Origin of the sequence: Halovivax asiaticus JCM 14624 (assembly GCF_000337515.1) — an archaeon.
GTDB lineage: Archaea > Halobacteriota > Halobacteria > Halobacteriales > Natrialbaceae > Halovivax > Halovivax asiaticus.
In genome coordinates this window covers 1-23539 of the sequence record NZ_AOIQ01000018.1, presented here as the reverse complement: position 1 = coordinate 23539, position 23539 = coordinate 1, and the positions used below count along the sequence as shown (strand labels likewise).

Genomic DNA, 23539 nt, shown 5'->3' with positions numbered 1-23539 from the left:
TCGGGGGGACCCGACGAGCGCGTCTACCAGCAGGACAAACGTTAGGATGACAGCCTCGAAACCACAAACCGACGGAATGCCCACGTCGTATCGCGGACTCGGTGGGACGGCGCGAGCGTACTGGAAAGCCTACGCGACGGTCTTCGTCTCGGCAGCCGTGCTCTTCGTCCTCACCGGGTCGGCGATCGTTCTCGGGCTGAACTGGGTGTATCCGCGGGCCACGCCGCTCGTCGGGATCACCGTCGTGAGTTTGAGTTTTCACATGGCCGTCCTCTACGTCCGTGACGTGTGGGCGGGCGAGTACAATCCCGACCAGACACAGGTGGCCTCCTCGCGGAGCCTCTTTGCACTCCTCTTGATCGCGGTGGCCTTCGCGGCCGTGTTCGTCGTGCTCGGAACGGTGGCCGGCCTCGCCGTGGCATACGCGATCGGCGACATTCCGTACGCCGCGGCGGTCGCGGCGACGTACTACCCGGTGTTCGACCTGGTCGGCCTGCGTCGTGGCCACTGGACGCCCGGTTCGATCCTCCTCGCCGGGGTCGTCACCGTGCTCGCGTCGGCACTCGACGTCAGGCGGACGGTGTTCGAGTCGATGCCCGTGATCGGGAACCGACGTCGGCCACACCTCTAGGAGTGCTCCGGTGGCTTCGATCGGTTTCCCTCGCTCATACACCAGCCGACGAACGTGATCGAGACGGCGATGCCACAGCCCCACGAGAGAATACTCGCGTAGCCGTAGCCGATGAGCCCCAGCCAGCGAGCCAGGAGGCCGGCGAGCACGGCCAGTCCGACCGGGACAGATTTGACGGCGAACTCGTAGACGAACTTCGCCCAGAATCCGACGACCTGTTCGTGAAAGCGGTCAGATCGATAGAGTTCGTTGAGCCGCCGCTGGTATCGCACCGACCACTCTTCGTCGGCGGGCCTCGATTCGTCAGCAGAGTCCTGCGTCGACGTTGCCTCGTCGTCGGTCGCCAACTGCTCTTCGTTCCCCACAGCTACGTTCGGTGTCCACAACCCCACGCAAAAACCTTCTTGTTCGAACGTGTAATCAACCGACGTATCGAGGGTCACCGATACGAACGGCGCTGAATCGTCCGGGCAAACCGTCCACGATCGGCCGCGTTTCCTCTGGGTGTTCTTCACACGCAATACCGCTGAACTTATGACTCCGGCTGACCAATCCATCCCCATGACAGACTTCGGATTGAAGGTACGGATGGTGGTCGTCGGCGCCATCCTGTTCGGGTTCTACCTGGTGTCCGCGACGTTCATCGCCGCGATGACCGGGTTCAACCTGTGGCTCATCCTGGGCGCCGGATTGCTGATCGTTCCAGGAATCCAGTATAAACTCGGCAAGTGGATGGCACTACGGGGTGCCGAGGACATGCCGGAGAACGGCCGTTACCAGCACGTCCACCACATGACGGACTCGCTCGCACAGGACATGGGTCTCTCGAACGTGCGGCTGATGAAACAGCAGATGGGGGTTCCCAACGCCTTCGCCGTCGGCCGCAAGGGTGCCGGCGTCGTGGTCGTCTCGGAGGAACTGATGGCGATCCTCGATGACGACGAACTCGAAGGCGTCATCGCCCACGAGCTCGCCCACATCAAGAATCGCGACGTCATCACGATGGTCGTCGGCCAGTCGATCGGGATGCTCGTCGGCTACGTCGCGTACTTCGCCGTGCTCTTCGGCGGCGAGCGGAACATGGGAAGCTGGATCCTGGCGATGGTCGCCTCACAGATCGCCAACATGCTCGTGATGATCTTCGTCATGGCCATCTCGCGCTACCGAGAGTACGCGGCCGACGAGGACGCGAAGGAGGCGATCGGCAGCGGTGCCCCGCTCGCTCGCGCGCTCCAGAAGATTTCGGCGGGCGCCGAGGGTCGCGAACAGCAGACCAACGACACCGTCGCCGCGCTGTGTATCTTCAACGCCGACCGGAGCCTGCTCCAGCAATTGTTCTCGACGCACCCGCCGACGGAGAAGCGAATCGAGAAGCTGCGGAGCTAAACGGGGCCAGGGGACTTCGGGTGTCGACGATCGGCGATAATTCGCCGAGCGGGTTCGGCGTGACGACGCGATTTCTTTGCACGGCTCGCTCCACGTTACTTCGAACCAATCACATTATTATCGGACGGACCTGATGGCGTCGTAACTGCGATGGATCGCGGACCGACGCCGAGTCGACGGACGGTACTCGCCGGAGCAGGCGCCATTCTGGCTGCCGGCTGCCTCGACGTCCAGGCGACCCCAACGCCAAGGGACTCCGACTGGCGGATGTACGGCCGCGGCGCGGGCCGGACGCGTCACGTTCCGGACGCTCGGCTGCCGCGGGACGGCGTCGAGGTCGCCTGGGATCGACAGGTCAGTGCTTCGAACTGGCTGCCGCCGATCGTGGCGAACGGGGTTGCCTACTGCCAGAACGCGAACGGGCTCTTCGTCATCGATCCGGTAACTGGAGACGGGCCCCACGTCGGGACGTACGGCGGCTTCGGCCGCGGCGGCCCGATGGCGTTCGGGTCGACGAAGGCGTACGACGACGGCGTCCTGGTCGTTCCCTACGGCGATACCGTGGGCGGGTACGCGGTCGCCCCCGCACGCTGGCCTGACGAGGTCTCCGGCCTCGGGGAGCGGCGCGCTCGCTGGTGGACCGACGGAACAGAGACCGGTGCGCGCCCGGTCGGCGGCGGCTCCGGCGAAGTCGCGTGGGGAGCCGCGCCAGTCGTCTCCGGTGACAACGTGATCGGGGTCAACGCGTTCTCGAACACTGCCTGGGCCGTGGACGCGAACGACGGCAGTGTCCGGTGGCAGTTCGACCTCCGGAACGCGGTCGAGAACGTCTCCGAACCCCTCGGGCTGGTCGTCGACGAGTCGACCGAGACGGTCGTGGTCGCAGTTCGCGACGTCGCCGACCTCTTGCACGTCGGTATCGACGTCCGGGAGGGAATCTCGAAGTGGACTCACGAGTACGACGGCGACGATCCTCGTCCGGCGGAACGGAACGCGCTCGCGGCCAGCGACGGCAGCGTCTACGCCGTCGCCAGGACCGACGACGGGAAGGCGGCTCAGTTGCTCGAGTTCGACGCCGAAACGGGCGACACCGGTTGGACGTGTTCGTTCGAGCGACACCTCCACAACGGTGTGGCCGTCGACGGCGAAACCGTCTACCACCTCGGGACGGTCGACGACTCCTCGAGTACGGACGCGTTCGCCGCCGCGGCCATCGGCCGCGACGACGGCGAGGTACGGTGGGAAGAACGACTCGATGACGCACCTGGATTCGACTTCGGGATGACCGTCCAGCCGCCGACGATCGCCGGCGACTGTCTCCTGATTCCCGGCGGGGGCGGACTCCACGCGCTAGATCGAACGAACGGCGAGCACCTGTGGACGTTCACCGAACTGGTCGACACGGCCGGCGGTAGTGAGACCGAACGGGTCGCCTCGACGCCGGCCGTCGTCACCGACGATCAGATCGTCCTCGGGATGACGGTCGGACTGTACGGGCTCGAGTGATCGAATCACGACTATGTCCCCAAACGATGCGATCGACGACGACACGAGGTCGACCGGCGGAGTGGCCACCAACGGCGATCCCGCCGGGCAGGCGAACGGAGCGGACCATGGCGACGATTTATCAGGACAGATGAGCGGGTCGAACCGCGACGGCGGTTCGACTGACGAAGGTGCGTCGACCGATCGTCGGATGGGTTCCGTCGTCGACGCATCGCTCGTTCACGCGACCCTGGCCGTGGTGCGTGCTCGGCCGCGCGTGTTCGTTCCGTTTCTGGCGATCGGCCTCCTCGGCGGCTGGACCGCCCTCGCCAAGCTCGAAAGTCCGATCGCGGTCGCGCCATCGCCATTTCCCGTGCGAGGCTACCTCCACCTCCCCGTCTCGGTCGTGCCGAGCGGACAGACCGGAATCGAGTACGGGACCGGTGCGCTCCTGGGGTTAAAGCCCCAGTTTCTGGCATTCCTCGTCGCGCTCGACCTGGCAGTCGCCCTCGTAACCGCGGTCGCTTTAGCGATCGCACTCTGGACGATCGCCGATGGAACGAACGGGATCGTCCCGCCCGTGCGTCGGGTGGGTCGACTCGTGAGCTACGTCCTCGTCGTTCAGGGATCACTACTCGTGGCGGCGTACGCACCCTGGGCCGGCGTCGGTGGCGGGGATACCACGGCACTACTCGTGTTGTTCCTCGATGTTCCGTTCGCGATCGGCCTGTTCACGACACCCGCGTACATCGTGTTGGTGGGGAACGGCCCGATCCAGGCCGGGCGTGAGAGCGTGGCGCTGGTGACCGACCGACTCCCGTCGATCGTCGCCGTCGTCCTTCTGCTCGGGTACGCCGGCTACGTCCTGACCGGGGTGGCGACCGTCGTACCGGATCCAGACCTCGGCATCGTGCTCGGAACGATCCTCAGCACGAGTGTGGTCGGGACGGTCTACACCGTCGCGGTGTTCGTCGTGTTCCGACAGCGAATCGGGACATCGAACGGTTAGATCAGGAGAAGTCGACGGCCGAACCACACAAATCGCGTCGCAAGCCATTTGACCGCCAACCGTTACCCTTCGAGTATGACTGACGTTCACCCCGGACAACGGGTGGCAGTACTCGTCGACGCGCAGAACCTCTACCACTCCGCACAGAGTCTCCACAGCCGCAACATCGACTACGGCGAACTGCTCGACGCGGCGGTGAACGATCGCCAACTCACCCGGGCGATCTCCTACGTCATCCGCGCCGACGCTCCCGACGAAGAGAGCTTTTTCGAGGCACTCGAGGACATCGGCTTCGAAACCAAGATCAAGGACATCAAACGGTTTCCCGACGGATCGAAGAAGGCCGACTGGGACGTGGGGATGAGCCTCGACGCCGTCACGCTGGCCAATCACGTCGACACCATCGTCCTCTGTACCGGCGACGGCGACTTCTCGCGACTGTGTTCACATCTCAGACACGAGGGCGTCCGCCCTGAAGTGATGGCGTTCGAGTCCTCGACCGCCGAAGAGTTGATCGAGGCGACCGACTCGTTCGTCGACCTAGACGGCGACACCGACCGATTCCTCCTCTGATCGGCGCCGGCAGCGGTGGCTGACGACAGCAGAAAAACCGCAGAATCGACGCGGCTCAGACCGAGCGCGACTGGCGGTTCCGAATCACCCACACACGGTCCGCTTCGCTCACCGGTCCTCGTTCCGAGATTCTCATTCGCGTTGCTCGTTCCGAATCTCGCCGACGATCCCCGCACCGAGGGTCAGGCAGACGCCGAGGAGGGCGATCGCGTGGAGTGCCGGCGTCGAACCGGCGACCGATTGTCCGACGGTGATGAGCCCGGCGGCGACGAGGAGAATCGTGCCGAGCGCGACCTGCGTGACGTCCATTCGTGCCTGCACTTGTTCATACCCCAGTAAAAACACTACTGATTTTGAATAGGTAAATAATTCCCAGGTGTTGTTCCGAGAATCGAAAATTGGTCGGCCGTCGATGACGGTGGAACGGGTTTCGGTGTGGCGTGTCGATACGTTTTCGACGCTTCGTCGAGAACTTCCACCGATGACTGACACGGTCGATCGGGCGACGCTCAGACAGATCGCCGCGTACCAGTTCGGCGCGGGTGCTGGCGAGGCGCTGTTCCCCGCCGGCGAATCGCGGACGATCACGCGGACGAGCGGCGGCCGTCCCCAGCAGATTCACGTCGACGACGAGCGACTGGTCTCGTTCGGCACCGACGGCCGCTACACGCTCGGTATCGAAGGTGGCCGACGGCTCGCCGACGCGTTCGATTCGCCAGCCGGACGGGTCGTCGTCGACGACGAGAGCGAACCGTTCGTCAGGGACGGCAAGAACGTCTTCGCGAAGTTCGTCTGCGACGTCGGGGGTGCGGTTCGCCCCGGAGACGAGGTACTCGTCACCCACGAACGCGGCGACCTCCTGGCCGTCGGCCGCGCGGAACTGTCGGCCGAGGGAATCCGTGACTTCGAGACGGGGATGGCCGTGAAGGTTCGAGAGAGCGTCGGCGCCGCTGAGTGAGTCGACGGTCGGTGGGACGTGTGGGTCGGCGCGTACACAACCGACACTCGCCGCCGGTCGTCAGCCTTTTGCCCGCTCGTAGCAAGGGTCCGGGTATGTTCGGGGGAGGCGGCGGACTTGACCCGCGGAAGATGGAACAGATGATGAACCAGATGGGCATCGACATGGACGAGCTCGATGCCGAGGAAGTGATCATCCGGACGGACGAGCACGAACTCGTCTTCAGTTCGCCTGACGTCACGAAGATGGACGCCCAGGGCCAAGAGACCTACCAGATCATCGGGACACCGGAAGAGCGAGCGCGTGGTGCCGGCGACGATGAGACATCGGACGCGACCGGTGGGTCGGTCGATCAGGGTGACGTCGAACTCGTCGCCAGTCGGACGGGCGCCAGTGAGGAAGCGGCCCGCGACGCCCTCGAAGCGAACGACGGCGATCTGGCGGCTGCCGTCGCCCAGCTGGAGTGACCCTCACGTGACGGTCCTCGTCGTCTACGAGGACCGCGAGTACCTCGTCGAGCCAGGCGAGGAGTTCGGAACGGACCTCGGCGTCCTCGAGATCCCGACCGACGTCGAACCGGGACAGACGATCGAGACGCATCTCGGCACCGAGTTTCGCGTCCGTCGGCTGCGCGGTCCCGATCTCTTTCATCACCTAGAGCGGACGGGCGCGCCGATGGTGCCGCGCGATATCGGGCTGGTCATCGGGGAGACGGGCATCCAGACGGGTGACCGCGTCCTCGACGCCGGCACCGGGACTGGCGTCCTCGCCGCGCTCGTGGCCAGAGCTGGCGCGTCGGTCGTCACCTACGAACGCGATCCCGAATTCGCCGACGTCGCTCGCGAGAACATGGCTCTCGCCGACGTCGCCGACACAGTCGAGGTCAGAACGGGCGATCTGACCGACGAGATCGACACCCTGCTGGCTGATGGGGACGAATCGGTTCGTCCGTACGACGTCCTCACGCTCGATACGGGTGACGCACCAGCAGTCGTCGAACACGCACCGGACCTGCTCGTCGAGGGCGGCTTCGTGGCGGTCTACAGCCCGTTCGTCGAGGACACCCGCGAGGTCGTGATGGCCGCGACCGAGGCCGGGCTCACCGACGTCCGGACCCGAGAGACCATCCAGCGCGAGATGGACTTCGACGACCGCGGCTCGCGGCCCTCGACCGCGCCCGTCGGGCACACGGGCTACCTGACCATCGCGAGAAACGAGTAACGGGGCCGCGAGTTCGAGGGCGATCCTCCAGTTCGATTCTATAGCGCTCGCGTCACCGACCGCGGGAGGTATCGATGCCGAGCAGACGGTTCACCACGCACAGTTGCGTGACACCGGTGAACAGCAGTACCAAGCCAGCGAGCAGTGCGAGTACGCCGAGGCCGGTTCCGAGCGTGCCGCCGACGCCGAGCCAGCCAGCGAGGATGGCGACGCCGACGAGCGCCAGGATCGACCCGACGACAAGTCGCATCGTGCGATCGGTTCCGCCCACGTTCTTTTCCATACACGATCACCGCTAGCACCTAGCACGCCAGAGAAAATAAGCACACCGTCGACCTAGCAGTACCCCCGAGGTCGTGGACGGTCGCAAATCTCCGCCCGAACGAAGCGAACGCGGTTGCCCGACGGCTTCGCCACCGGCCTTTTTCATCGAAGTTTTTCGCGAACGGAGTCGCGCGGAGCGCGATCCCGTTCGCGCAAAAAGTTCGTTGTTAGTGATCGTCTTCGCGCCACTTGTGCTCGCACTCGCTACAGATGAAGAAGCGAGTCTCGGATTCGTCGGCCGAGCGGGTTTGCTGAAGGTACCAGTAGGCGCGGTCGTTCCCACACTCGGGACACAGGGCGTCGGTTTCGGGGAGCGACGTTTCCTCGGACGATTCGATAATCTCGCTGGCCTCCTGATCGTCCGTGACGACGTACTCGTCGGTATCGCCTTTCGGTTTCGAGTAGTCGCAACTCCCACAGACCCACAGGCCGTCGTCGGCTTTCATCATCGAGCCGCACTCGTCGCAGAACTCCATTGGTGTCCTGAAACTGGCGCGTCGAGGGACTTAAGCGACGTGTTTGGGCTGTCGGTTCCCGCGCGCAGCACACCCGTTCAGCTGGCGGAATTGGACGGTTTCACGCGGTTTTCGACCCTGGCGGCGGCCGTGGGAGGAGCGTCCGAGACAGACGCCACCAGAGCCGGCGAAGAGTCGCTTCCGCGCAGCAGTCCATGGGTGAATTCGTGTAACGCGTCAATAGTGCTAGCCCTCGCCTTCCGACTGATACGGTTCGCCGACGGCGTTTCGCGGGAGCGCACCGAAGAGTTCGGATTCGAGTTCGTTCTCGCTGTCGAATCGATCCGTGCCGACGAGTTCCAGCGTCTCGCCGATCGTCGTTTCGCCGTCCGCGAGCTGGAGCGTCGTGTCGCCGAGTTCACGGTCGACGGTCTCCAGTGAGACCGGGTACGAAAGTGTGGCGAGACGGTCAGTGAGTTCGTTCAGTGTGATTGCGCCCATACAGACCGATTCAGCGAGGAGGGTCTTGAACGGATGTCGCCGTCGGGCGGAAGGTCACCGTATCGGGCAGGTAGCGATGATGGGACGATCGGTTTCTAGTTCGGAATCATCATTGACGTCGCCACCGAAGGGGACACGAATGCTCCGGTCGGTTCTCCAGTCGATCCGCGCCGCGTTCACGGTGGACCGTCGGGTTTTCGCGCTCGCGTTCGCCCGGCTCGCGGACGGCATCGGGAACTCCTTTCTGATCATCGTGATCCCGCTGTACGTGGCGAGCGACGTCGTGGGCGGGCGGACGTTCGGCCTCGAGGAGGCGATGATCATCGGGATCGTCCTCTCGCTGTACGGGCTCCTCAATAGCCTTTTCCAGCCGTTTACGGGACGATTGTCCGACAGTCGCGGGGCGCGAAAGCGCTTCATCCTGCTCGGCCTGGGCGGCCTGGCGACGACCAACTTCCTCTACCTGTTCGCGGGGTCGTACCTCTCGCTCGTCGTGCTCCGCGCGTTGCAGGGAGTGAGTATCGCGTTCATCGTCCCGACATCGGTCGCGCTGGTCAACGAGCTCGCGACGGCCGGCGACCGCGGCGGGAACATGGGCGTCTACAACACGTTCCGACTCGTCGGCTTCGGCGCCGGTCCGGTCGCCGCCGGGGCCGTGGTCGCCGGGGGTCCGTACGAGCTCGCGCTCGGTAACCCGACGGTGTCGGTCAGCGGGTTCGAAGCGACGTTCCTGATCGCGACGCTGACGGCGCTCGTCAGCCTCGCGATGGTGGCGACGATGATCACCGATCCGGAGGGGACGAAGCGGCGAGCCGGTGGCACGCCGTCGGTCCCGTTCACCGACCCGCGAGGGGACAACGTGTTGAATCCCGTGATCACGCTCGGGATCGCCACGCTGTTCATGATGATCGCCATCTCCATCTTCGCGACGCTGCAGAACACCGTCAACGCCCGGCTCGATCAGGCCTCGACCTGGTTCGGCCTGCAGTTCTCGGCGTTCGTCATCGCCCAGATCTTCCTCCAGACGCCGATCGGCCGGGCAAGCGACCGGTTCGGCCGCCGGCCGTTCATCCTCTGGGGGATGGTCATCTTGCTCCCGACGACCCTGGTTCAGGGGTTCGTGCAGACGTCGCTGGCGATGTTCGCCGCCCGCCTCGGGCAAGGGGTCGCCGGTGCGATGGTGTTCGCCCCCTCGCTCGCACTGGCGGGCGACCTGGCCCCCGAAGGCGAGTCGGGGACGACCCTCTCCGTGCTGACGATGGCGTTCGGGTTCGGGATCGCCCTCGGGCCGCTCATCTCGGGCTTTCTGGTCGGCATCGACTTCGCAATCCCGTTCGTCTTCGCCGCCGGGCTCGCCCTCGTCGGTGCCGTGCTCGTCGCGACGCAAGTCGAGGAAACCCTCGAAGAAGACGTGTCGACACCGTCCGCAGCCGAGTGACGAGACGATCGCGGCGGCGTCGACGGGGCGCGCACGCCTGGGACAGAAAAGGGTCGCAACGCAAAAGTACCGAATCCCCGTAACATCGCGTAATGAGTCTCTCCGAGGAGGCACGCGAACGCCTCGCCGACGTGGTCCAGTTCCAGCCGACCAAGAACAGCGAGCTACAGGATCGGTGGGAGCTGGAGAGCGGCAGTGAGGTCCACCAGTATCTAGAAACCGAACTCTCGGAGTACTACTACCGCGACGACAACAGCCTCATCAGGGCCACGCCCGAGGCGGCCGACCTCGTCGACGTCGAGCCGGGTATCGAGAGCGATCCGGACGACGACGCCGCGCCGTCGAAGGTGAGCGTGACGCCGCTCCAGGAGACGATCCTCTCGATCGTCCCCGGCCCCGACGAACGGTCGGCGAGCGTCGTGTCCGTGCTCCAAGCCGTCCGCGAGACGGGTGAGGCTGACCCCGACGTGGACGAGGTCAGATCCGGACTCTCCCGGCTCAAGCGCCTCGGCGTCGTCGCGGTCGAGTACCGAACCGTCCCGACCTACCGGCTGGCGGTCGCACGCGACGAGTTCGACGTGACCGTCACCGAGTAGCTGACGAGAGTTGCACTCGATCAAATTTCCTGCCGTCTCCGGTGTTAGAAGACGTACTCGTCGGCCAGTTGCGCCGGCGAGATCAGCGATAGATCACCGGCCTCCTGGTGTTCTGTGATGGACGACGCGAGCGAGTCGATCGAGGCGGCGACGCTGTCGTCGACGTGCGTGAACGCGATCGAGGTGATCCCGCCCACTTCGGCCGTCCACTCGACCAGATTTCCTGCCGTCTCCGGATCGGGATTCGTCACGCGCGTACAGAGGTGCGGGTTCGCGGCGTAGCCCTGCGCCGGGAATCGACCGGCGAACGCGAGGTCGTGCTGGTCGGCGACGGCATCGTAGGCAACCTCGTCGAACTGGCCGCCAGGGAACGCGAAGAAGCGGGCGCCGTCCCCGTACCCGTTGTCTTCGAGCCACGCGGCCGCATCGCGAACCTCGGCCTCGCGGTCCTCGGGGTCGAAGTCGAGCAGACGGAGGCCCCGATTCGCGTAGCTGCCGACCGTCCAGCCGTCGCTCGAGAGTTCGTCGAGTTGCTCCCTCGTCAGACGGTCCCCCTCGGCGTTTTCCGAGGTGCGAATTCGGTCGGTCGCGACGAACGTCGTCGCCGGGATGTCGTGTTCGTCGAGGATCGGATAGGCCGTCTCGTACTCCGACTCGTAGCCCCCGTGGAACTGGACCATCACCTGGCCGTTCTCGCTTCGCGGCGCGAAGAAAAGGTCGTCGACCCACAGGTCTCCCTCGTGGTCGTCGCCGAGCCAGTGAACGATGTGGATCTCGCCGATTCGGGAGAGGTCGACCTCGCCGCCCATCTTCGAGAGGCCGAAGTTGCGCCGGACGAAGGGATTCTCGGGGTCCGTCTGCTGGCGATACTGGGCCTTGTGGCCGTTCTCGTCCCACAGCTGTATCGCGGGGGCGTTGCTCGATTCGGAGGCCATGGCGAGGCCGGGGACGACCTCGGAGCAATCGAGCGGCGACGAGAGGGACTTGACGATCCGCCCTCTGGCGTCCGAACCAGCGGAGAGGCGCACCGACTGCGAGCCGGTGACAGAGCGATCGGTGTCGGCCTCCATGGACCCCTTGGTCGCCGTCCACTCCTCGAGCGATTCGAAGTCATCCCAGGTGCCCGCGAGGTCCGGCGGCGCCTCCGACGGCTCGTCGTCGTCGAACTCACCGAACTCGTCGTCGGAATCGTTGTCGGGATCGTCGTCACCGCCGCTCGTACAACCCGCCACCGCGAGCGCCGTCGTTGCCGTTGCCGTCGTCAGATACGTTCGTCGCTTCATGTGTGACCCTACCGAGGGTGCCTCCAGCGACCGGTTTGTTATGCAGGCACTGGTTCCGGCGTGGGGGAGCCGTACACCACCGGCAACGAGAGAGTACAGTGGGCCGTCCGCTCGGGTCGACGCGCGCGCCGATTCGGCGCCGCCGCCGGCGCAGCTCGCACTGGAAGCCAGGTCTGGTGAGAGCGCGGTGGGTGTATCCTCTCGTTAGAACGCCAGTCCGGACCGCGAGCCGGACCGGGTTCGAGGGGCGCAATTTTGTCCCCCCGGGACGAACGGAGGCTATGGCCGAGATCCCCACCGACGCGACCGACCTGTTCACGAAGCAGACGTTCGCCCACGTCTCGACGCTCCTGCCGGACGGCGCCCCGCACACGACGCCGGTGTGGATCGATTACGACGTGGACGCGAACCGAATCCTGGTCAACACCGAACGCGACCGCCGGAAGGACAAGAACGTCCGCGCCGACCCGCGCGTATCGGTGAGCATGACCGATCCGGACGACCCCTATCGGATGCTCTCGGTGACCGGCGAAGTAGACGAACTCACGACCGACGGCGCCCGCGAGCACGCCGACGAACTCGCCGGGCGCTACACCGGCACCGCAGAATATCCCAGCCCGATCCAGACCGAACGCGTCATCATGCGGATTCGGCCAGACCAGGTCAGGTACTCGGGAGCGTAGATCGGACGCGGTCGGCAGACGTAGACACCTGTAAGCTTCGTCCCAAACACAAAGCGTCCACCCGGTCGATCAAGCGCCAGCGGACGAACGACCGTTCGACGAGACGATCGGGCCTTATTCTTCGTCCGTCTCTTTCATATCCTGTAGCTGACCGATGAGATCGTCGGTCGAGGCGCCGGTCTCGACCGTCATCTCCCCGTCGTGATCGTGTTCGTGGACGGAGACGGCCGCATCTTCGTCTTCGTCGTTCATCTCCGGTTGCTGCTGCTCGGACTCGTCGTAGCTACCAAAACCCATGCAACAGACCACGGAGACCGCTCATTTAGCTGCACCGGTTCTGCACGCACTGTGGATCGACGTCCCACACACGGTCGTCAGATCGGTCGGCCCCGTCGTCAGCCGGGCGTCAAGGCTTCCCCGCCGGAATCGAGCCCGAAAACCGCCGCGCCGACTGGTACTCGAACACGAGTTCGTCCGCCGAACCGTGAGTCACCCACAGGATGCCATCGACCAGCTTCGCGAGCGACGCGACCGTCTCCTCGTCGTGTTCCGTGTACTGGATCCCGACGTAGCCGATTCCGTCCCCGGTCCGGACACCCTCGATCCGCTGGAGCACGTTACAGACCCGGTCGGTGGCCGCGTGTTCGAGAAACGGCGTGACGGAGCGAACGACGAGGTGACGGGAGTCGGTGGCTGGAATCGCCGTCTGGGTGAGTTCGGAGAGGGCGATGACGACGCGTTCGAGATCGGCCGTCGACGGGGTGAACACCGTCGGTGTCGGCCCGTACAGTGACGACAGATACTGCCGTTCCGACTGCGTATCGACGAGTCCGAGCGACGGGCCGTCCCCGTCACAGATCGAGTCGTAGCTCGCGGTCGTCTGGTCCGCGCTTTCGGTGCTGGTTACGGCGAGTGCGGCGTCGTCCGGCCGGCCGTACCGACACAGCGTTCGCAATCCGAGTGAATACCTCGAGGGGTCCATCGTCCCCGCGACGAGCACGGTCGATCCTCCGGTTACCGCGTCCGGAAACGGTGGAATCGATACCGAATCGGCGTCCGTCGACGTGGTGAGTGATTCGTTCATGGCGTATCTGGTTCGAGTCGGGATGGGTTCCTCTCTCAGTGAGTATACACTTCGAACGGGGTTTGTGTCGTCCCGAACACCCCGTGGAGCGCAGCAGTCTCGGTCGGTCCCGGTCGCTGCACACAGATCGGCGATCGTCCCTGCTTAGCTGCCCACCGATGGTGTCGTCACGGACGACACCCGGTGTGGGTCGTCCGTCAGTCGGACACAGTCGGTGTCTCGGCCCGTATGGAGTGCCCGACACGAACAGTGGCGGGCGTTTCACACGATGGTTGGGGTGGCGCACGGCCGCGCAACCCCGTGGCAGCGAGAGAAAGACGGGACGGGCTTCGTCCATAGATAGTTCCGTCGAACTCACAAATACGTTTCGCCACGCGAGGCAGACTGCGACGAACCGGAAGGTGGCTCGCCTCATCACGACCGTCGAAACATCCTCGTAGTCCAACAGGTTGGCGTCTCGTAGCACCCCCGTCGATCGCCTCGGCCCGGACCAGTGACTATTTACGAGCAGGACAAGTCTTTGCAGGCAACCGAAATACGCGCTGTCCACGACGTGGTAGCGAACGATCTTGCGACGCGGATCTGCGGAGGCGAACTCGCACGCGCGGCGTTCGTCGGCTGGGAGGCCTCGTTCTGCGTGCCCCTTTGGGCGATACCATGCGTTTGACCGCTCTGATCGGATCGACACATGGAAATCGAAATTGCAACAATCGGCGGCTACGAGGAAGTCGGCCGGCAGATGACTGCCGTCCGCGCAGGTACCGACATCGTCATCTTCGACATGGGGCTGAACCTGTCGAAGGTGCTGATCCACGACAACGTCCAGACCGAGGGGATGCACAGCCTCGATCTGATCGACATGGGAGCGATCCCGGACGATCGGGTCATGGCCGACCTCGAAGGTGACGTGCAGGCGATCGTCCCGACCCACGGCCACTTAGACCACATCGGCGCGATCTCGAAACTGGCCCACCGATACGACGCGCCCGTCGTCTCGACGCCGTTTACCAGCGCGCTGGTCGAAGAGGAGTTCGACGACGAGGAGAAGTTCGGCGACGCCAACGAGCTGGTCACGATGGACCCTGGCGAGTCGATGTCGATCGGCGACACCGGCCAGGTCGAACTCGAATTCGTCAACGTCACCCACTCCATCATCGGCGCGATCAACCCGGTGCTGCACACCCCCGAGGGTGCGGTCGTCTACGGGCTGGACAAACGGATGGACCACACGCCGGTCATCGGCGACCCGATCGACATGGAGCGCTTCCGCGAGATCGGTCGCGAGGGCGAGGGTGTCCTCTGTTACATCGAGGACTGTACGAACGCGAACAAGCAGGGTCGGACGCCCTCCGAGAGCGTCGCGCGCGAGCACCTGAAAGACGTGATGTACAGTCTCGAGGACTACGACGGCGGGATCGTCGCGACGACGTTCTCGAGCCACATCGCCCGCGTCACCTCGCTCGTCGAGTTCGCCAAGGACATCGGCCGCCAGCCGGTGCTCCTCGGGCGCTCGATGGAGAAGTACTCCGGCGCCGCCGAGCGCCTCGGCTTCGTCGACTTCCCCGACGACCTCGGGATGTTCGGCTACCGACGCTCGATCGACCAGTCCTTAGAACGGATCATGGAAGACGGCAAGGAGAACTTCCTCCCCGTCGTCACCGGCCACCAGGGCGAGCCCCGCGCGATGCTCACCCGGATGGCCCGCGGCGAGACGAACTACACCCTTGACGAGGGCGACAAGGTCATCTTCTCCGCCCGCGTCATCCCGGAACCCACCAACGAGGGCCAGCGCTACCAGGCCGAGAAGCTCCTCGGGATGCAGGGCGCACGCGTCTATTCGGACATCCACGTCTCCGGCCACCTCAACCAGGAGGGCCACTACGAGATGCTGCAGGCGCTCCAGCCCCAGCACATCATCCCGGCCCACCAGAACATGAGCGGCTTCTCCGGCTACGTCAACCTCTGTCAGGACGAGGGCTACACACTCGGTCGAGATCTCCACGTGACCTCGAACGGGAACCTCATCCAGCTCGTCGAATAGGGTAGAAGAGACACACGCTTTTTATTTTCCCCCAGGTTCGGAGCCGTGGCCCCATCCAGAGACGCGAAGGTAGCCGGCACAAACCACCCGGGTGGGGCTCAAAGGGGCGGCGCTCTCGAGGTTCGAGACGACGCAAGAACCGCAGGACGAAGTCCGAGGATCGCAGCGAGTCGCAGTCCTCGAGAGCGCCGGGGCTTTTTATGCGGTCGATAAGTTGAGTACGGGACTACTCAGATAATACTGCAAGCTATCAAATCGTAGCATTTGCTTTAAAAGCCCCTGGCACTCTCGACTCCCACGACTCGCTGCGGTCCTCAGTCACTCACTTCGTTCGTTCCCTGCGGTCCTTGCGTCGCCGGGGTTCGTCGAGAGCACCAGCCCCTTTTAGTCCCACCCGTGGTCTCTTGTGCCGGCCACCTTCGTCCATCAGAACACCACTATTGAGCGCTTGCAGTAGTATCTAAACACTGCTGTCGCTGTAGAGAAGACACAATCCACCTCGTAGAGGAGACCCCTTTTCACCCGAGGGTACGAGAATCGAGTAGTGATGTATCTCGTGACGTTCCGGATCGATCCGGGGGAGTACGACGCAGAGTTCCACGAGTTGAACGACGCGATACAGGCCGTCGCCGAGGACATGGATGCCTATCGCGGCAAGCGCACGTGGCACGACCCCGAGAGCGACGAGGTGCTGGTCGTTTACTACTGGGAGTCGCTGGACGCCCTCGACGCCTTCAGCGCGGACGACACTCACGAACGGGCGAAGCACCGCTGGACCGAGTGGTACGACGCCTACGAGGTCACCGTCACGGAAGTCCGCGATCGGTACGGCAGCGGCTTCGGTGCGGCTGCCGACCCGCCCGAATAGGAACACCGCGGTTCAGCACGGCTCAGTTCAACAATCCAATCTCTCTCCTATACTCCATCGAACGAACTGAGGTTCGGCAGGGACGGTACAGCAATTCCCCAAATGAAACGCGTCGTCCAGACCAATATCTAAATTCCCGACCCATCCAGTAGGTATAATATACAGTAGCCCGTAGCCCACGCTGGAAGCCAGCGTCTCCATTCGTCGCAGGGGACAGCGCTCAGAAATGTCCCGGGTGGTGAGGCACCCGAGACGCGTGGCTTCCAGATAGCCTGGCAGCCATGTTCCGAAAGACACCATCGAGACAAAAAGGTCTCGCACGCCCGTTGTCTAGGGAGTCGTATCGCTATCCGTCGCCGAGCTTCGTTTTCGGGGATTGGGGGCCGGGTATCTTCGATCAGTTCGAGCGGCAGAACTGCGAGGTGCTCGGATGAAATCCGTCGAGCGAGAGCGCGGCGGAGCTGGCGATGTGTCTCCAGATCGGGAGTGTTATCGGTGTGATCGGGACGTGGCACCGCCGCGGCTCTTTCGGGTGGACGTCGACCCGCCGGAGATTTTCTCGGCGGACTACGCCCACTCGGTTCGGTACTGCTGTCCGGACTGTATCGCCGCGATGGGGATGCTGGAGTTTACGGAACGGTGGAAGAAGGAGGCGGGGTTGCTGGAGGAGTAATGCAGTAGCTGTTCTTCAAATCATGGGGGTTGGCCCCTTCAGATCTCAATGGAATCAAACACCGGGAGTTTACCCCACTCCACAAAGCGTGGAATACACGGCTGGGCAGCGATCTCTACCATCGGCGGAACATGAACGAGACAGTCAACGCGGCGATCAAACAGAAATTCGGTGCATTCGTGCGGTCACACCTCTGGTGGAAGCAGTTCCGGGAACTCGTCATCAAGTGTATCGTTAACAACCTCGAACGAGGGCTCGCTATTGCATCCGAGGAGGGCAGATATCAGTGATTCCGAGAGGAACGGGCTGCTGAATATAGAGGATGAGTTCAGCACGGATTGTTCGGACTACTCAATTTCATTCAGGTGTGATGTGACCAACTCAGAGAGTTATTCAGTAGTGGCAGAGGGGGACTGCCCCCACTTCGCGTCATATTTTTCCTAGCAAGTTCCTTTTCAAAACCGGGATTGGGTGAGAACCGTTCCGTCTGAAGAAATTTTATTAATCGGCCCCAACACTTGTGTGCCATGTCAGAGAGGGCTAAGGTCAGGAAGTTTTACTTCGTGGACGAAAACCCACGAGGGAAGTCCCTTGACGAACATCAGATCGCGTTCGGGCCGAGCATCGACGGCGAGGGGGTCGAGCTCATCCAGTGTACCGAGGCGGGGTACTTTGACGAGGAGGCCGTGATGCTATTGGTGGAGCGAGGGGATGCCGTTTCGGTCGCGGACGGCAACTTCCACCAGGTCATCCGCTGCCGGCTTGTCGGCGAACCGTGGCTTGAGGAGGCCGACGACGGGGAGCTCCGGGGCCTGGAGGTGCTGGACATCCCAGAGAAATTCATGGGCGTGAACCTCCCCGAAATCGAGAGGCTTGACGAGAACCAGATGGCCCCGTTAAACCTATCTATCAACATGGCCCGGTCCGCAGAGCAAGAGCGGGAGATGGGGGGCGGACGAGAGTCGATCTGGTACAGGCTGGGGAAGAAGGTCGGCCAGGTTTTCTAATCGCTCAGCTCGCATTCGTCTCAGGTACCCTGACCGGCCGGTCTCAGCATTGCGTCGGTTCATAGACTGCCAATCTTTGCTGTTTTCGCGCTCTGTAAGCAGCAGCGCTTTCACTAACTACTCAACTTCTGTCAGTTTCGGTGTGACCGATATAGAAGATAAGTGTAGCACGGAGACTGGAGTCATTCCCCGTGATTGACTGATCACTCGGTCGATAAACGTGCAAAAGGACCACTGATCATCTACGAATACTCGGTTATAGCCGTCCCCTGTCGAAATCAAAGTATCGGTGACAGTTCGTATCCCAGCGTGAAAGCGATTATTATCCCTTTCACGGCAGACCATATGAACTCCCACTTCAATGGCCAGCGAAGGTCAGAGAAGTTGGAAGCAGCTCCATAACCGAGATACATGTATCGAGTCGTATCTCGAAGGAAGAATAGCGAGAACAATATCAAAACGGCTGCCTTCCAGTTATCGAAGAATATCGAGAGCACCAACCATATCGGTGCACTCACCACGAGTAATAAGAGGAGCAACAGGACAGCGAGAACTGCACCTCGGGCCCCCTTCTCAGGCGGGTCCGGTGATTCATCACTCCCGATTGCTGATAGCTGGCTCTCTCCAAAATCGCCCGCCTCACGGAGTAACCGTCCTATCGGGTTATTTTCGGTCTCTGTATCAATAACGCCCTTCCATGTCTCTGCATACCCACCCAATACTTTCTGTTCAAGAAGGACAAATCCAATAGTAGATACGATAGCGAGTCCCGCAAATACAGCAACAGGTGAAAAGAACTCTACTAAGCTACTAATTCGGATACTGATTGCGGCGAGCGAGCCAATCAGAAGCAAGTCTAATAACCTTGAACTCCACCCAAGAGACTGCCTAATAAATCCAATATCGGGATTCTCAGCCTTTCCAGCCATCACTCGAATCACCATGAGTATAATCACGAATGCCGCTGCAATCAGGAACACTAAGTCGTACTCCCAGAAAGTAGAGGTTCCCCACACAATAGGCGATAGGAGCGCTAATACTAACGATTCGACGGCAACTGCGTTCGCCCCAACCAACCCCTCGTTCTTGCTCTCTGTCACCTGTTCGTCCGAGGGGTGTGGCTCCTGAATAATCAGTGTTCGCTAGAAAATCCGTACCGGCCGATCTGAACCCTCCACGATTCACCCCTCCCTTGTGCCACAATCGCACCCTGTATTCAGCACCAGATCGGCAGACTATCGTGGCTCTGTCAGTTCGAGGCTGCTGCGTACAGAGCATGAGTACAGCACGCCGGTCCTATCTCAATCTGAGCGGTTCACCATAGCCACCCGGTTGATATTTATTCGAACGTTCGGTATCAGGAGTGAGTGATGGTCTAGTTATGGCTCAAATTCCGATTTCCAGCAATATCAAGGGTCAAATCGGCGAAGCGTCGATTCTTGGTAATCCACCTCTCCCCCAACCAATCGTTGACGAATTACTTGAGTTTCTTTCGAACTTCTACGAAATTGGGGACAACCCCAACCCAATGACAGACGTTCGACGGAGTGTGTATTTCAACGCCACGACTCAGGAGGGAAAGGAAATTAGTTGGAAGGCCGATGCACGAATCACACTCAGTTGGGTATCGGCACAAAAGCAGGAGGAAACTGAGGAGGAAGTGTTTTATCCCGATATGGAAGCGGTGTTCCCAGTAGAAGTGAAGACTGGTGAATATGCAACATTAGAGCGCAACCAATTGGATGTCGCTCGAGCCATTTCCCAGGCACCAAACCACGTTTTTCCGGTTGTGATTAACGTCTCTATCGAGGATCTACCTGAGAATGTTGAGATTGAGACACAGATATTCGGAAGAGACTTCGACTAATCGAAGAAGATCTTGTCGGAGAATTGCGTCTTCGTGCAAGATATGCGCCCTGTATTCAGCACAGCCTCTGAAACCTATCACCGCGTGAGGGTTTCAACAAGGCCGTCTATCAGATCCTGAGCGTCCACATGTTCGGCTTTATTGAGGCCGAACGTCCTCGGTGCGACTCCAAAACAGGTTGCGGGAGAAGTGGGCCGGCGCGAATTCGAATCGCGGTTACGGCCACCCGAAGGCCGAAGGATACCAAGCTACCCCACCGGCCCGCAGGTGAAACCTGACGACGGCCGCGTATAATTATTGCGTTGTCCGGTCGCCCGCGGCGAGTGACGTGGTCGATCTTGGGCCGACACCCCGTGTAGTCCACCGTGACGGACCACGAATTAGAGCGGCTGGCCGATGGCCACCGCCGATCGCGTGACAACCCGACAGCGAGGAGAAAGCTTATAATTTACATACACAACAACCAGTTGTGAAACGACGGACGTACCTGTCGACGGCAGTCGCCGGCACGGCCGCACTCTCGGGCTGTCTGTCGATGCTCCCGTTTTTCGGCTCGGACTGGCCGGACAGGCCCCTGCCAGAGACTCCAACGGGATCGTGGACGCAGTACGGAGCGGACGGGGCGAATTCGTTCACCCCGAACGCAAAGGAACCACAGCGATGGAACCTGGCGTGGACGTCGGAGTCGTTCACGCGCTGGCAACCCGTAATCGCCGACGGAATGGTGTACACGACGAACTTCGACCCGAGCACCGACGGGAGTGTGATCGCCCTCGACGCACAGGACGGCACCGAGCAGTGGCGAACGACCCTCGACACTGACGACCGCCACGGGACTGTCGTCGTCGACGGTCGCGTTATCGTGGCCTACGGCAGGGACCTCGTCGCGCTCGACGCACAGACGGGCGATCGGCTCTGGACACAATCGACGAAGGGGTTCAGAGTCCCGGACCAGCTCGGCGCGGACGCGGAGACCGGGACCGTGCTACTCGCGTCCCGATTCGGTATCCAGGCGTTCGGCGCGACAGACGGGACAAAACGCTGGGAAACCGAGACCGTCAATCTCCTCGACGGCGCGCCCGCCGTCTTCGACGGGCGCGTGTTCGCCGTCGGGACGATGGACGGAGCCCCGTCTCTCGTCGCCCTCTCGCTCGACGATGGCTCGGTCCACTGGCAGCGTGAACTCGCGGCGACGCCCGAGTCCGCCGCCCCCGTCGCGACCGCTGCGGGCGTGTTCGTCGCCGACGACGGAACGCTCGTCGTTCACGACAGGGAAACGGGCGACCGGCTTCGCGAGCTGTACACGTTCTCCTCCGACGGGGGCACGTACGACATCGGGTCGATTGCCGTCGACGACGGGTCAGTCTTCCTTACCAGCGACGGGGGCGCCGTCGCACTGGACAGCGAAACCGGAACGGAACGATGGCACTACGACGAATCACTGTACGAGACGGACATGTGCGTCGGGAGCGAAACGGTCGTCTTCCAGGTCAAAAATCCGGAATTCGCTCCCGATCAGATCACGATCAGCGCGTTCGATCGCGAATCGGGAGAGATGCGCTGGTACCACGGGTTCGATCCAGGGTTCCACAATCAGGTGACGTCTCCACCGGTGCTAGTCGACGGGGCGGTGTACTTTACAGCCAACACGTTCGACGGGGTCGGAGCGATCGGCGACGTGCCCGCGTCGGATAGCTAGTCCCGGCATCGTGCCCGGCCGATCACCGGACAGTCACCACCGGTCCGAATACGTGAACGTTGCCGCGGCCCGACCTCCCGAATCTGCTCGATAACAAAGGGGTGAAGCGGACTTTTTCAGGGGTATGAGACGTTCGAGAGAGTCGGACGGAGGGCTTTTCCCGGCGATTGCGCGCCGTTCGACCGACGCATCCACACAGAGGGCGTCATGACGAAGACGGTCGTGCTCGGGTTCGACGCGCTCGACTTCCGGTACCTCGACCGATTCGCGGACTCCCTGCCGAACCTCACCGCCATGCGCGAGGAAGGCGTCGAGGCGCCGCTCGAGTCGACCCACCCGCCCTGGACCGGCAGCGCCTGGCCGTCGCTGTACACCGGCTGCGACCCGAGCCACCACGGCGTCTACGGCTTCTTCGACATCGACGGCTACCCCGACGAGGGGACCGTCGTCTCGCGGGCGGACGTAGCGCGGCCCGCGATCTGGGACTATCTCTCGCGCGACGGCGTCCCCTCGGTGGTGACGAACGTCCCCGTCACCCACCCCGCCGACCCGATCGAGGGCGTCCTGCTCCCGGGCTACCTCGCTTCCGAGGACGATCCCGGCCACCCGAAGGGGATCAGGGACGAACTCGAGGCGGAGCTCGGCGAACCCTATCGAATCTACTCGCGGGGCGAACTCAGCGACGACCCCGAGGAGAAGTTCGCGGGCTACCTCGAGTTGCTCGACCTGCGCCGGCGGGCCGCCCTCGCGCTGCTCGAACGCGAGGAGTGGGACCTGGCGTGGATTCAGGTCCAGAAAACCGACGCGGTGTTTCACAACTTCGACGAGGAGAATCGCTTCCGAGAGGTGTACGAGGCGGCCGACCGACTGGTCGGGGACGTCCGGGAGGCCGTCGGCGACGACGTCAACGTGCTCTGCTGTTCGGACCACGGGATCGGCCCCGTCACCGGCCACGTGATCTACGTCAACGAGGTGCTCCGCCGGCACGGCTTCGTCACGGTCGCCGACGAGAACGCCGGCAGCAGCCCGTCGCTCTCGTCGGCCAAACCGAAGCTCGCGACGGCAGCCGACGGCGACGGATCGAACGAGGCCACCTCGCTCGAACGGGCGTTCGCGGCCACCCGACGCGTCGCGGAACGGGTCGGTCTCGCGCCCGCGACGGTGTACGGCGCGGCCGAGCGGGTCAGTCTCGACGGGGTCCTCCTCGACCTCGTGCCCGATTCGGTCGTCCAGGACACCGGCGAGGCTGTCGACTGGCGCCGGTCGCACGCCTACTGTGCCAGTGCGACGCGAATGGGAGTCCGGATCAACCTCGAGGGTCGAGAACCCGAGGGTGTCGTCCCGCAATCGGCGTACGAGACCGTCCGCGACGAGGTCATCGCGGTCCTCTCGGCCCTCGAGACGCCGGACGGGAAGCCGGCGTTCGACGTCGTCTGCCGGCGCGAGGAACGCTACGACGGCCCTCACATAGAACAGGCGCCGGACGTGCTCTTCCGCCCGCGGGAGATGAACAATACGGTCAAGACGAGCATGTACGGCATCGAAACGGCCCGAACCGACGTCTACGACCACAAACTCGCGGGCGCGTTCGTCGCCGCGGGACCCGACGTCCCAGCGAGCCGGGCGCGCGAGGCCGGGACCGGGCCGGAGCGCCTGTCGATCACCGACGTCGCCCCGATCGCGATGGCGCTGCTCGACCGACCGGTTCCCGAGCGGATGACCGGTTCGGTCCCTGTCTCTTATACACATCTCTGAGC

At 63.0% G+C, this 23539-nt stretch carries 27 protein-coding genes, 1 tRNA gene and 1 pseudogene; 19 read left to right on the top strand and 10 right to left on the bottom strand.

Annotation, left to right across the window (positions count from 1 at the left end; translation table 11 throughout):
• Positions 1–46: 46 nt before the first annotated feature.
• A complete protein-coding gene (locus C479_RS11965) occupies positions 47–631 on the top strand; it encodes a hypothetical protein (RefSeq protein ID WP_241430189.1) in 585 nt (194 codons plus the stop codon).
• On the opposite strand, the gene C479_RS11960 is transcribed toward C479_RS11965, so the two are convergent.
• Complete coding sequence (locus C479_RS11960) at positions 628–996, bottom strand: hypothetical protein (RefSeq protein ID WP_007702834.1); 369 nt, start codon at positions 994–996, stop codon at positions 628–630. The two genes, C479_RS11965 and C479_RS11960, sit on opposite strands and share 4 nt — an antisense overlap.
• Before the next feature lie 196 nt (positions 997–1192).
• Here C479_RS11960 and C479_RS11955 point away from each other — a divergent pair, with 196 nt between their 5' ends.
• The 4 genes from C479_RS11955 to C479_RS11940 all read left to right on the top strand — a co-directional run bounded on the left by C479_RS11955 (position 1193) and on the right by C479_RS11940 (position 5084).
• Positions 1193–2017, top strand: coding sequence for a M48 family metallopeptidase (locus C479_RS11955; RefSeq protein ID WP_007702830.1), 825 nt, complete (start codon positions 1193–1195; stop codon positions 2015–2017).
• Positions 2018–2167: 150 nt separating this feature from the next.
• Positions 2168–3523 (top strand): outer membrane protein assembly factor BamB family protein, encoded by a 1356-nt coding sequence (locus C479_RS11950; RefSeq protein WP_007702828.1) that lies wholly within the window; start codon positions 2168–2170, stop codon positions 3521–3523.
• A gap of 13 nt (positions 3524–3536) precedes the next feature.
• Positions 3537–4511: a hypothetical protein gene (locus C479_RS11945; RefSeq protein ID WP_007702827.1), complete on the top strand. Its 975-nt coding sequence runs from the start codon at positions 3537–3539 to the stop codon at positions 4509–4511.
• 75 nt (positions 4512–4586) lie between these two features.
• Positions 4587–5084, top strand: a complete 498-nt coding sequence (locus tag C479_RS11940) for a LabA-like NYN domain-containing protein (RefSeq protein WP_007702826.1) — start codon at positions 4587–4589, stop codon at positions 5082–5084.
• A 132-nt stretch (positions 5085–5216) separates the two neighbouring features.
• On the opposite strand, the gene C479_RS16280 is transcribed toward C479_RS11940, so the two are convergent.
• Positions 5217–5393, bottom strand: coding sequence for a hypothetical protein (locus tag C479_RS16280; protein WP_161607174.1), 177 nt, complete (start codon positions 5391–5393; stop codon positions 5217–5219).
• A 172-nt stretch (positions 5394–5565) separates the two neighbouring features.
• Here C479_RS16280 and C479_RS11935 point away from each other — a divergent pair, with 172 nt between their 5' ends.
• The 3 genes from C479_RS11935 (at position 5566) to C479_RS11925 (ending at position 7263) form a co-directional block, all read left to right on the top strand.
• Positions 5566–6042, top strand: coding sequence for a PUA domain-containing protein (locus tag C479_RS11935; RefSeq protein ID WP_049907278.1), 477 nt, complete (start codon positions 5566–5568; stop codon positions 6040–6042).
• 95 nt (positions 6043–6137) lie between these two features.
• Entirely contained in the window at positions 6138–6509 is a 372-nt protein-coding gene (locus tag C479_RS11930) for a nascent polypeptide-associated complex protein (protein WP_049907275.1), read from the top strand.
• 7 nt (positions 6510–6516) lie between these two features.
• A complete protein-coding gene (locus tag C479_RS11925) occupies positions 6517–7263 on the top strand; it encodes a 50S ribosomal protein L11 methyltransferase (protein WP_007702823.1) in 747 nt (248 codons plus the stop codon).
• Positions 7264–7315: 52 nt separating this feature from the next.
• Here the strand turns inward: C479_RS11925 and C479_RS11920 are convergent, their stop codons facing one another.
• The 3 genes from C479_RS11920 to C479_RS11910 form a co-directional block, all read right to left on the bottom strand.
• The gene (locus tag C479_RS11920; RefSeq protein WP_007702822.1) at positions 7316–7546 is read right to left on the bottom strand and encodes a YgaP family membrane protein; all 231 of its coding nucleotides are present in this window, start codon (positions 7544–7546) and stop codon (positions 7316–7318) included.
• Positions 7547–7754: 208 nt separating this feature from the next.
• Positions 7755–8063, bottom strand: a complete 309-nt coding sequence (locus tag C479_RS11915) for a transcription factor S (RefSeq protein WP_007702818.1) — start codon at positions 8061–8063, stop codon at positions 7755–7757.
• Positions 8064–8288: 225 nt separating this feature from the next.
• The gene (locus C479_RS11910) at positions 8289–8543 is read right to left on the bottom strand and encodes a DUF5789 family protein (protein ID WP_007702815.1); all 255 of its coding nucleotides are present in this window, start codon (positions 8541–8543) and stop codon (positions 8289–8291) included.
• 139 nt (positions 8544–8682) lie between these two features.
• Between C479_RS11910 and C479_RS11905 the strand changes: the two genes are divergently transcribed.
• Positions 8683–9981: an MFS transporter gene (locus tag C479_RS11905; protein WP_007702811.1), complete on the top strand. Its 1299-nt coding sequence runs from the start codon at positions 8683–8685 to the stop codon at positions 9979–9981.
• A gap of 92 nt (positions 9982–10073) precedes the next feature.
• A complete protein-coding gene (locus C479_RS11900) occupies positions 10074–10577 on the top strand; it encodes a DUF5797 family protein (protein ID WP_007702809.1) in 504 nt (167 codons plus the stop codon).
• Positions 10578–10621: 44 nt separating this feature from the next.
• Here the strand turns inward: C479_RS11900 and C479_RS11895 are convergent, their stop codons facing one another.
• Positions 10622–11860, bottom strand: coding sequence for a polysaccharide deacetylase family protein (locus C479_RS11895; RefSeq protein WP_007702806.1), 1239 nt, complete (start codon positions 11858–11860; stop codon positions 10622–10624).
• Between the two features lie 281 nt (positions 11861–12141).
• Between C479_RS11895 and C479_RS11890 the strand changes: the two genes are divergently transcribed.
• Positions 12142–12543, top strand: coding sequence for a pyridoxamine 5'-phosphate oxidase family protein (locus C479_RS11890; protein WP_007702803.1), 402 nt, complete (start codon positions 12142–12144; stop codon positions 12541–12543).
• Between the two features lie 114 nt (positions 12544–12657).
• On the opposite strand, the gene C479_RS11885 is transcribed toward C479_RS11890, so the two are convergent.
• Together C479_RS11885 and C479_RS11880 are read right to left on the bottom strand one after the other, a co-directional pair.
• Positions 12658–12840 (bottom strand): DUF5786 family protein, encoded by a 183-nt coding sequence (locus C479_RS11885; RefSeq protein ID WP_007702801.1) that lies wholly within the window; start codon positions 12838–12840, stop codon positions 12658–12660.
• A 109-nt stretch (positions 12841–12949) separates the two neighbouring features.
• A complete protein-coding gene (locus tag C479_RS11880) occupies positions 12950–13627 on the bottom strand; it encodes a DUF7504 family protein (protein ID WP_007702798.1) in 678 nt (225 codons plus the stop codon).
• Between the two features lie 688 nt (positions 13628–14315).
• On the opposite strand from C479_RS11880, the gene C479_RS11875 reads away from it, so the two are divergent.
• The 5 genes and pseudogenes from C479_RS11875 (at position 14316) to C479_RS11855 (ending at position 18216) form a co-directional block, all read left to right on the top strand.
• Positions 14316–15668, top strand: coding sequence for a ribonuclease J (locus C479_RS11875; protein ID WP_007702795.1), 1353 nt, complete (start codon positions 14316–14318; stop codon positions 15666–15668).
• 547 nt (positions 15669–16215) lie between these two features.
• Positions 16216–16536 (top strand): antibiotic biosynthesis monooxygenase family protein, encoded by a 321-nt coding sequence (locus C479_RS11870; protein ID WP_007702793.1) that lies wholly within the window; start codon positions 16216–16218, stop codon positions 16534–16536.
• A gap of 430 nt (positions 16537–16966) precedes the next feature.
• Positions 16967–17209: a hypothetical protein gene (locus C479_RS11865; RefSeq protein ID WP_007702791.1), complete on the top strand. Its 243-nt coding sequence runs from the start codon at positions 16967–16969 to the stop codon at positions 17207–17209.
• A gap of 53 nt (positions 17210–17262) precedes the next feature.
• Positions 17263–17499, top strand: a pseudogene (locus C479_RS16275) (hypothetical protein); the annotation flags it as partial.
• 237 nt (positions 17500–17736) lie between these two features.
• Complete coding sequence (locus C479_RS11855; protein ID WP_007702770.1) at positions 17737–18216, top strand: hypothetical protein; 480 nt, start codon at positions 17737–17739, stop codon at positions 18214–18216.
• A 278-nt stretch (positions 18217–18494) separates the two neighbouring features.
• Here the strand turns inward: C479_RS11855 and C479_RS11850 are convergent, their stop codons facing one another.
• The gene (locus C479_RS11850; protein WP_007702767.1) at positions 18495–19316 is read right to left on the bottom strand and encodes a hypothetical protein; all 822 of its coding nucleotides are present in this window, start codon (positions 19314–19316) and stop codon (positions 18495–18497) included.
• A gap of 281 nt (positions 19317–19597) precedes the next feature.
• Between C479_RS11850 and C479_RS11845 the strand changes: the two genes are divergently transcribed.
• Positions 19598–20083, top strand: coding sequence for a hypothetical protein (locus C479_RS11845; protein ID WP_049907274.1), 486 nt, complete (start codon positions 19598–19600; stop codon positions 20081–20083).
• Positions 20084–20273: 190 nt separating this feature from the next.
• Here the strand turns inward: C479_RS11845 and C479_RS11840 are convergent.
• Positions 20274–20346: transfer RNA gene (locus C479_RS11840), tRNA-Pro, on the bottom strand.
• A 206-nt stretch (positions 20347–20552) separates the two neighbouring features.
• On the opposite strand from C479_RS11840, the gene C479_RS11835 reads away from it, so the two are divergent.
• Together C479_RS11835 and C479_RS11830 are read left to right on the top strand one after the other, a co-directional pair.
• A complete protein-coding gene (locus C479_RS11835; protein ID WP_007702761.1) occupies positions 20553–21782 on the top strand; it encodes an outer membrane protein assembly factor BamB family protein in 1230 nt (409 codons plus the stop codon).
• A 207-nt stretch (positions 21783–21989) separates the two neighbouring features.
• Positions 21990–23537: an alkaline phosphatase family protein gene (locus C479_RS11830; RefSeq protein ID WP_007702759.1), complete on the top strand. Its 1548-nt coding sequence runs from the start codon at positions 21990–21992 to the stop codon at positions 23535–23537.
• Positions 23538–23539: the final 2 nt, after the last annotated feature.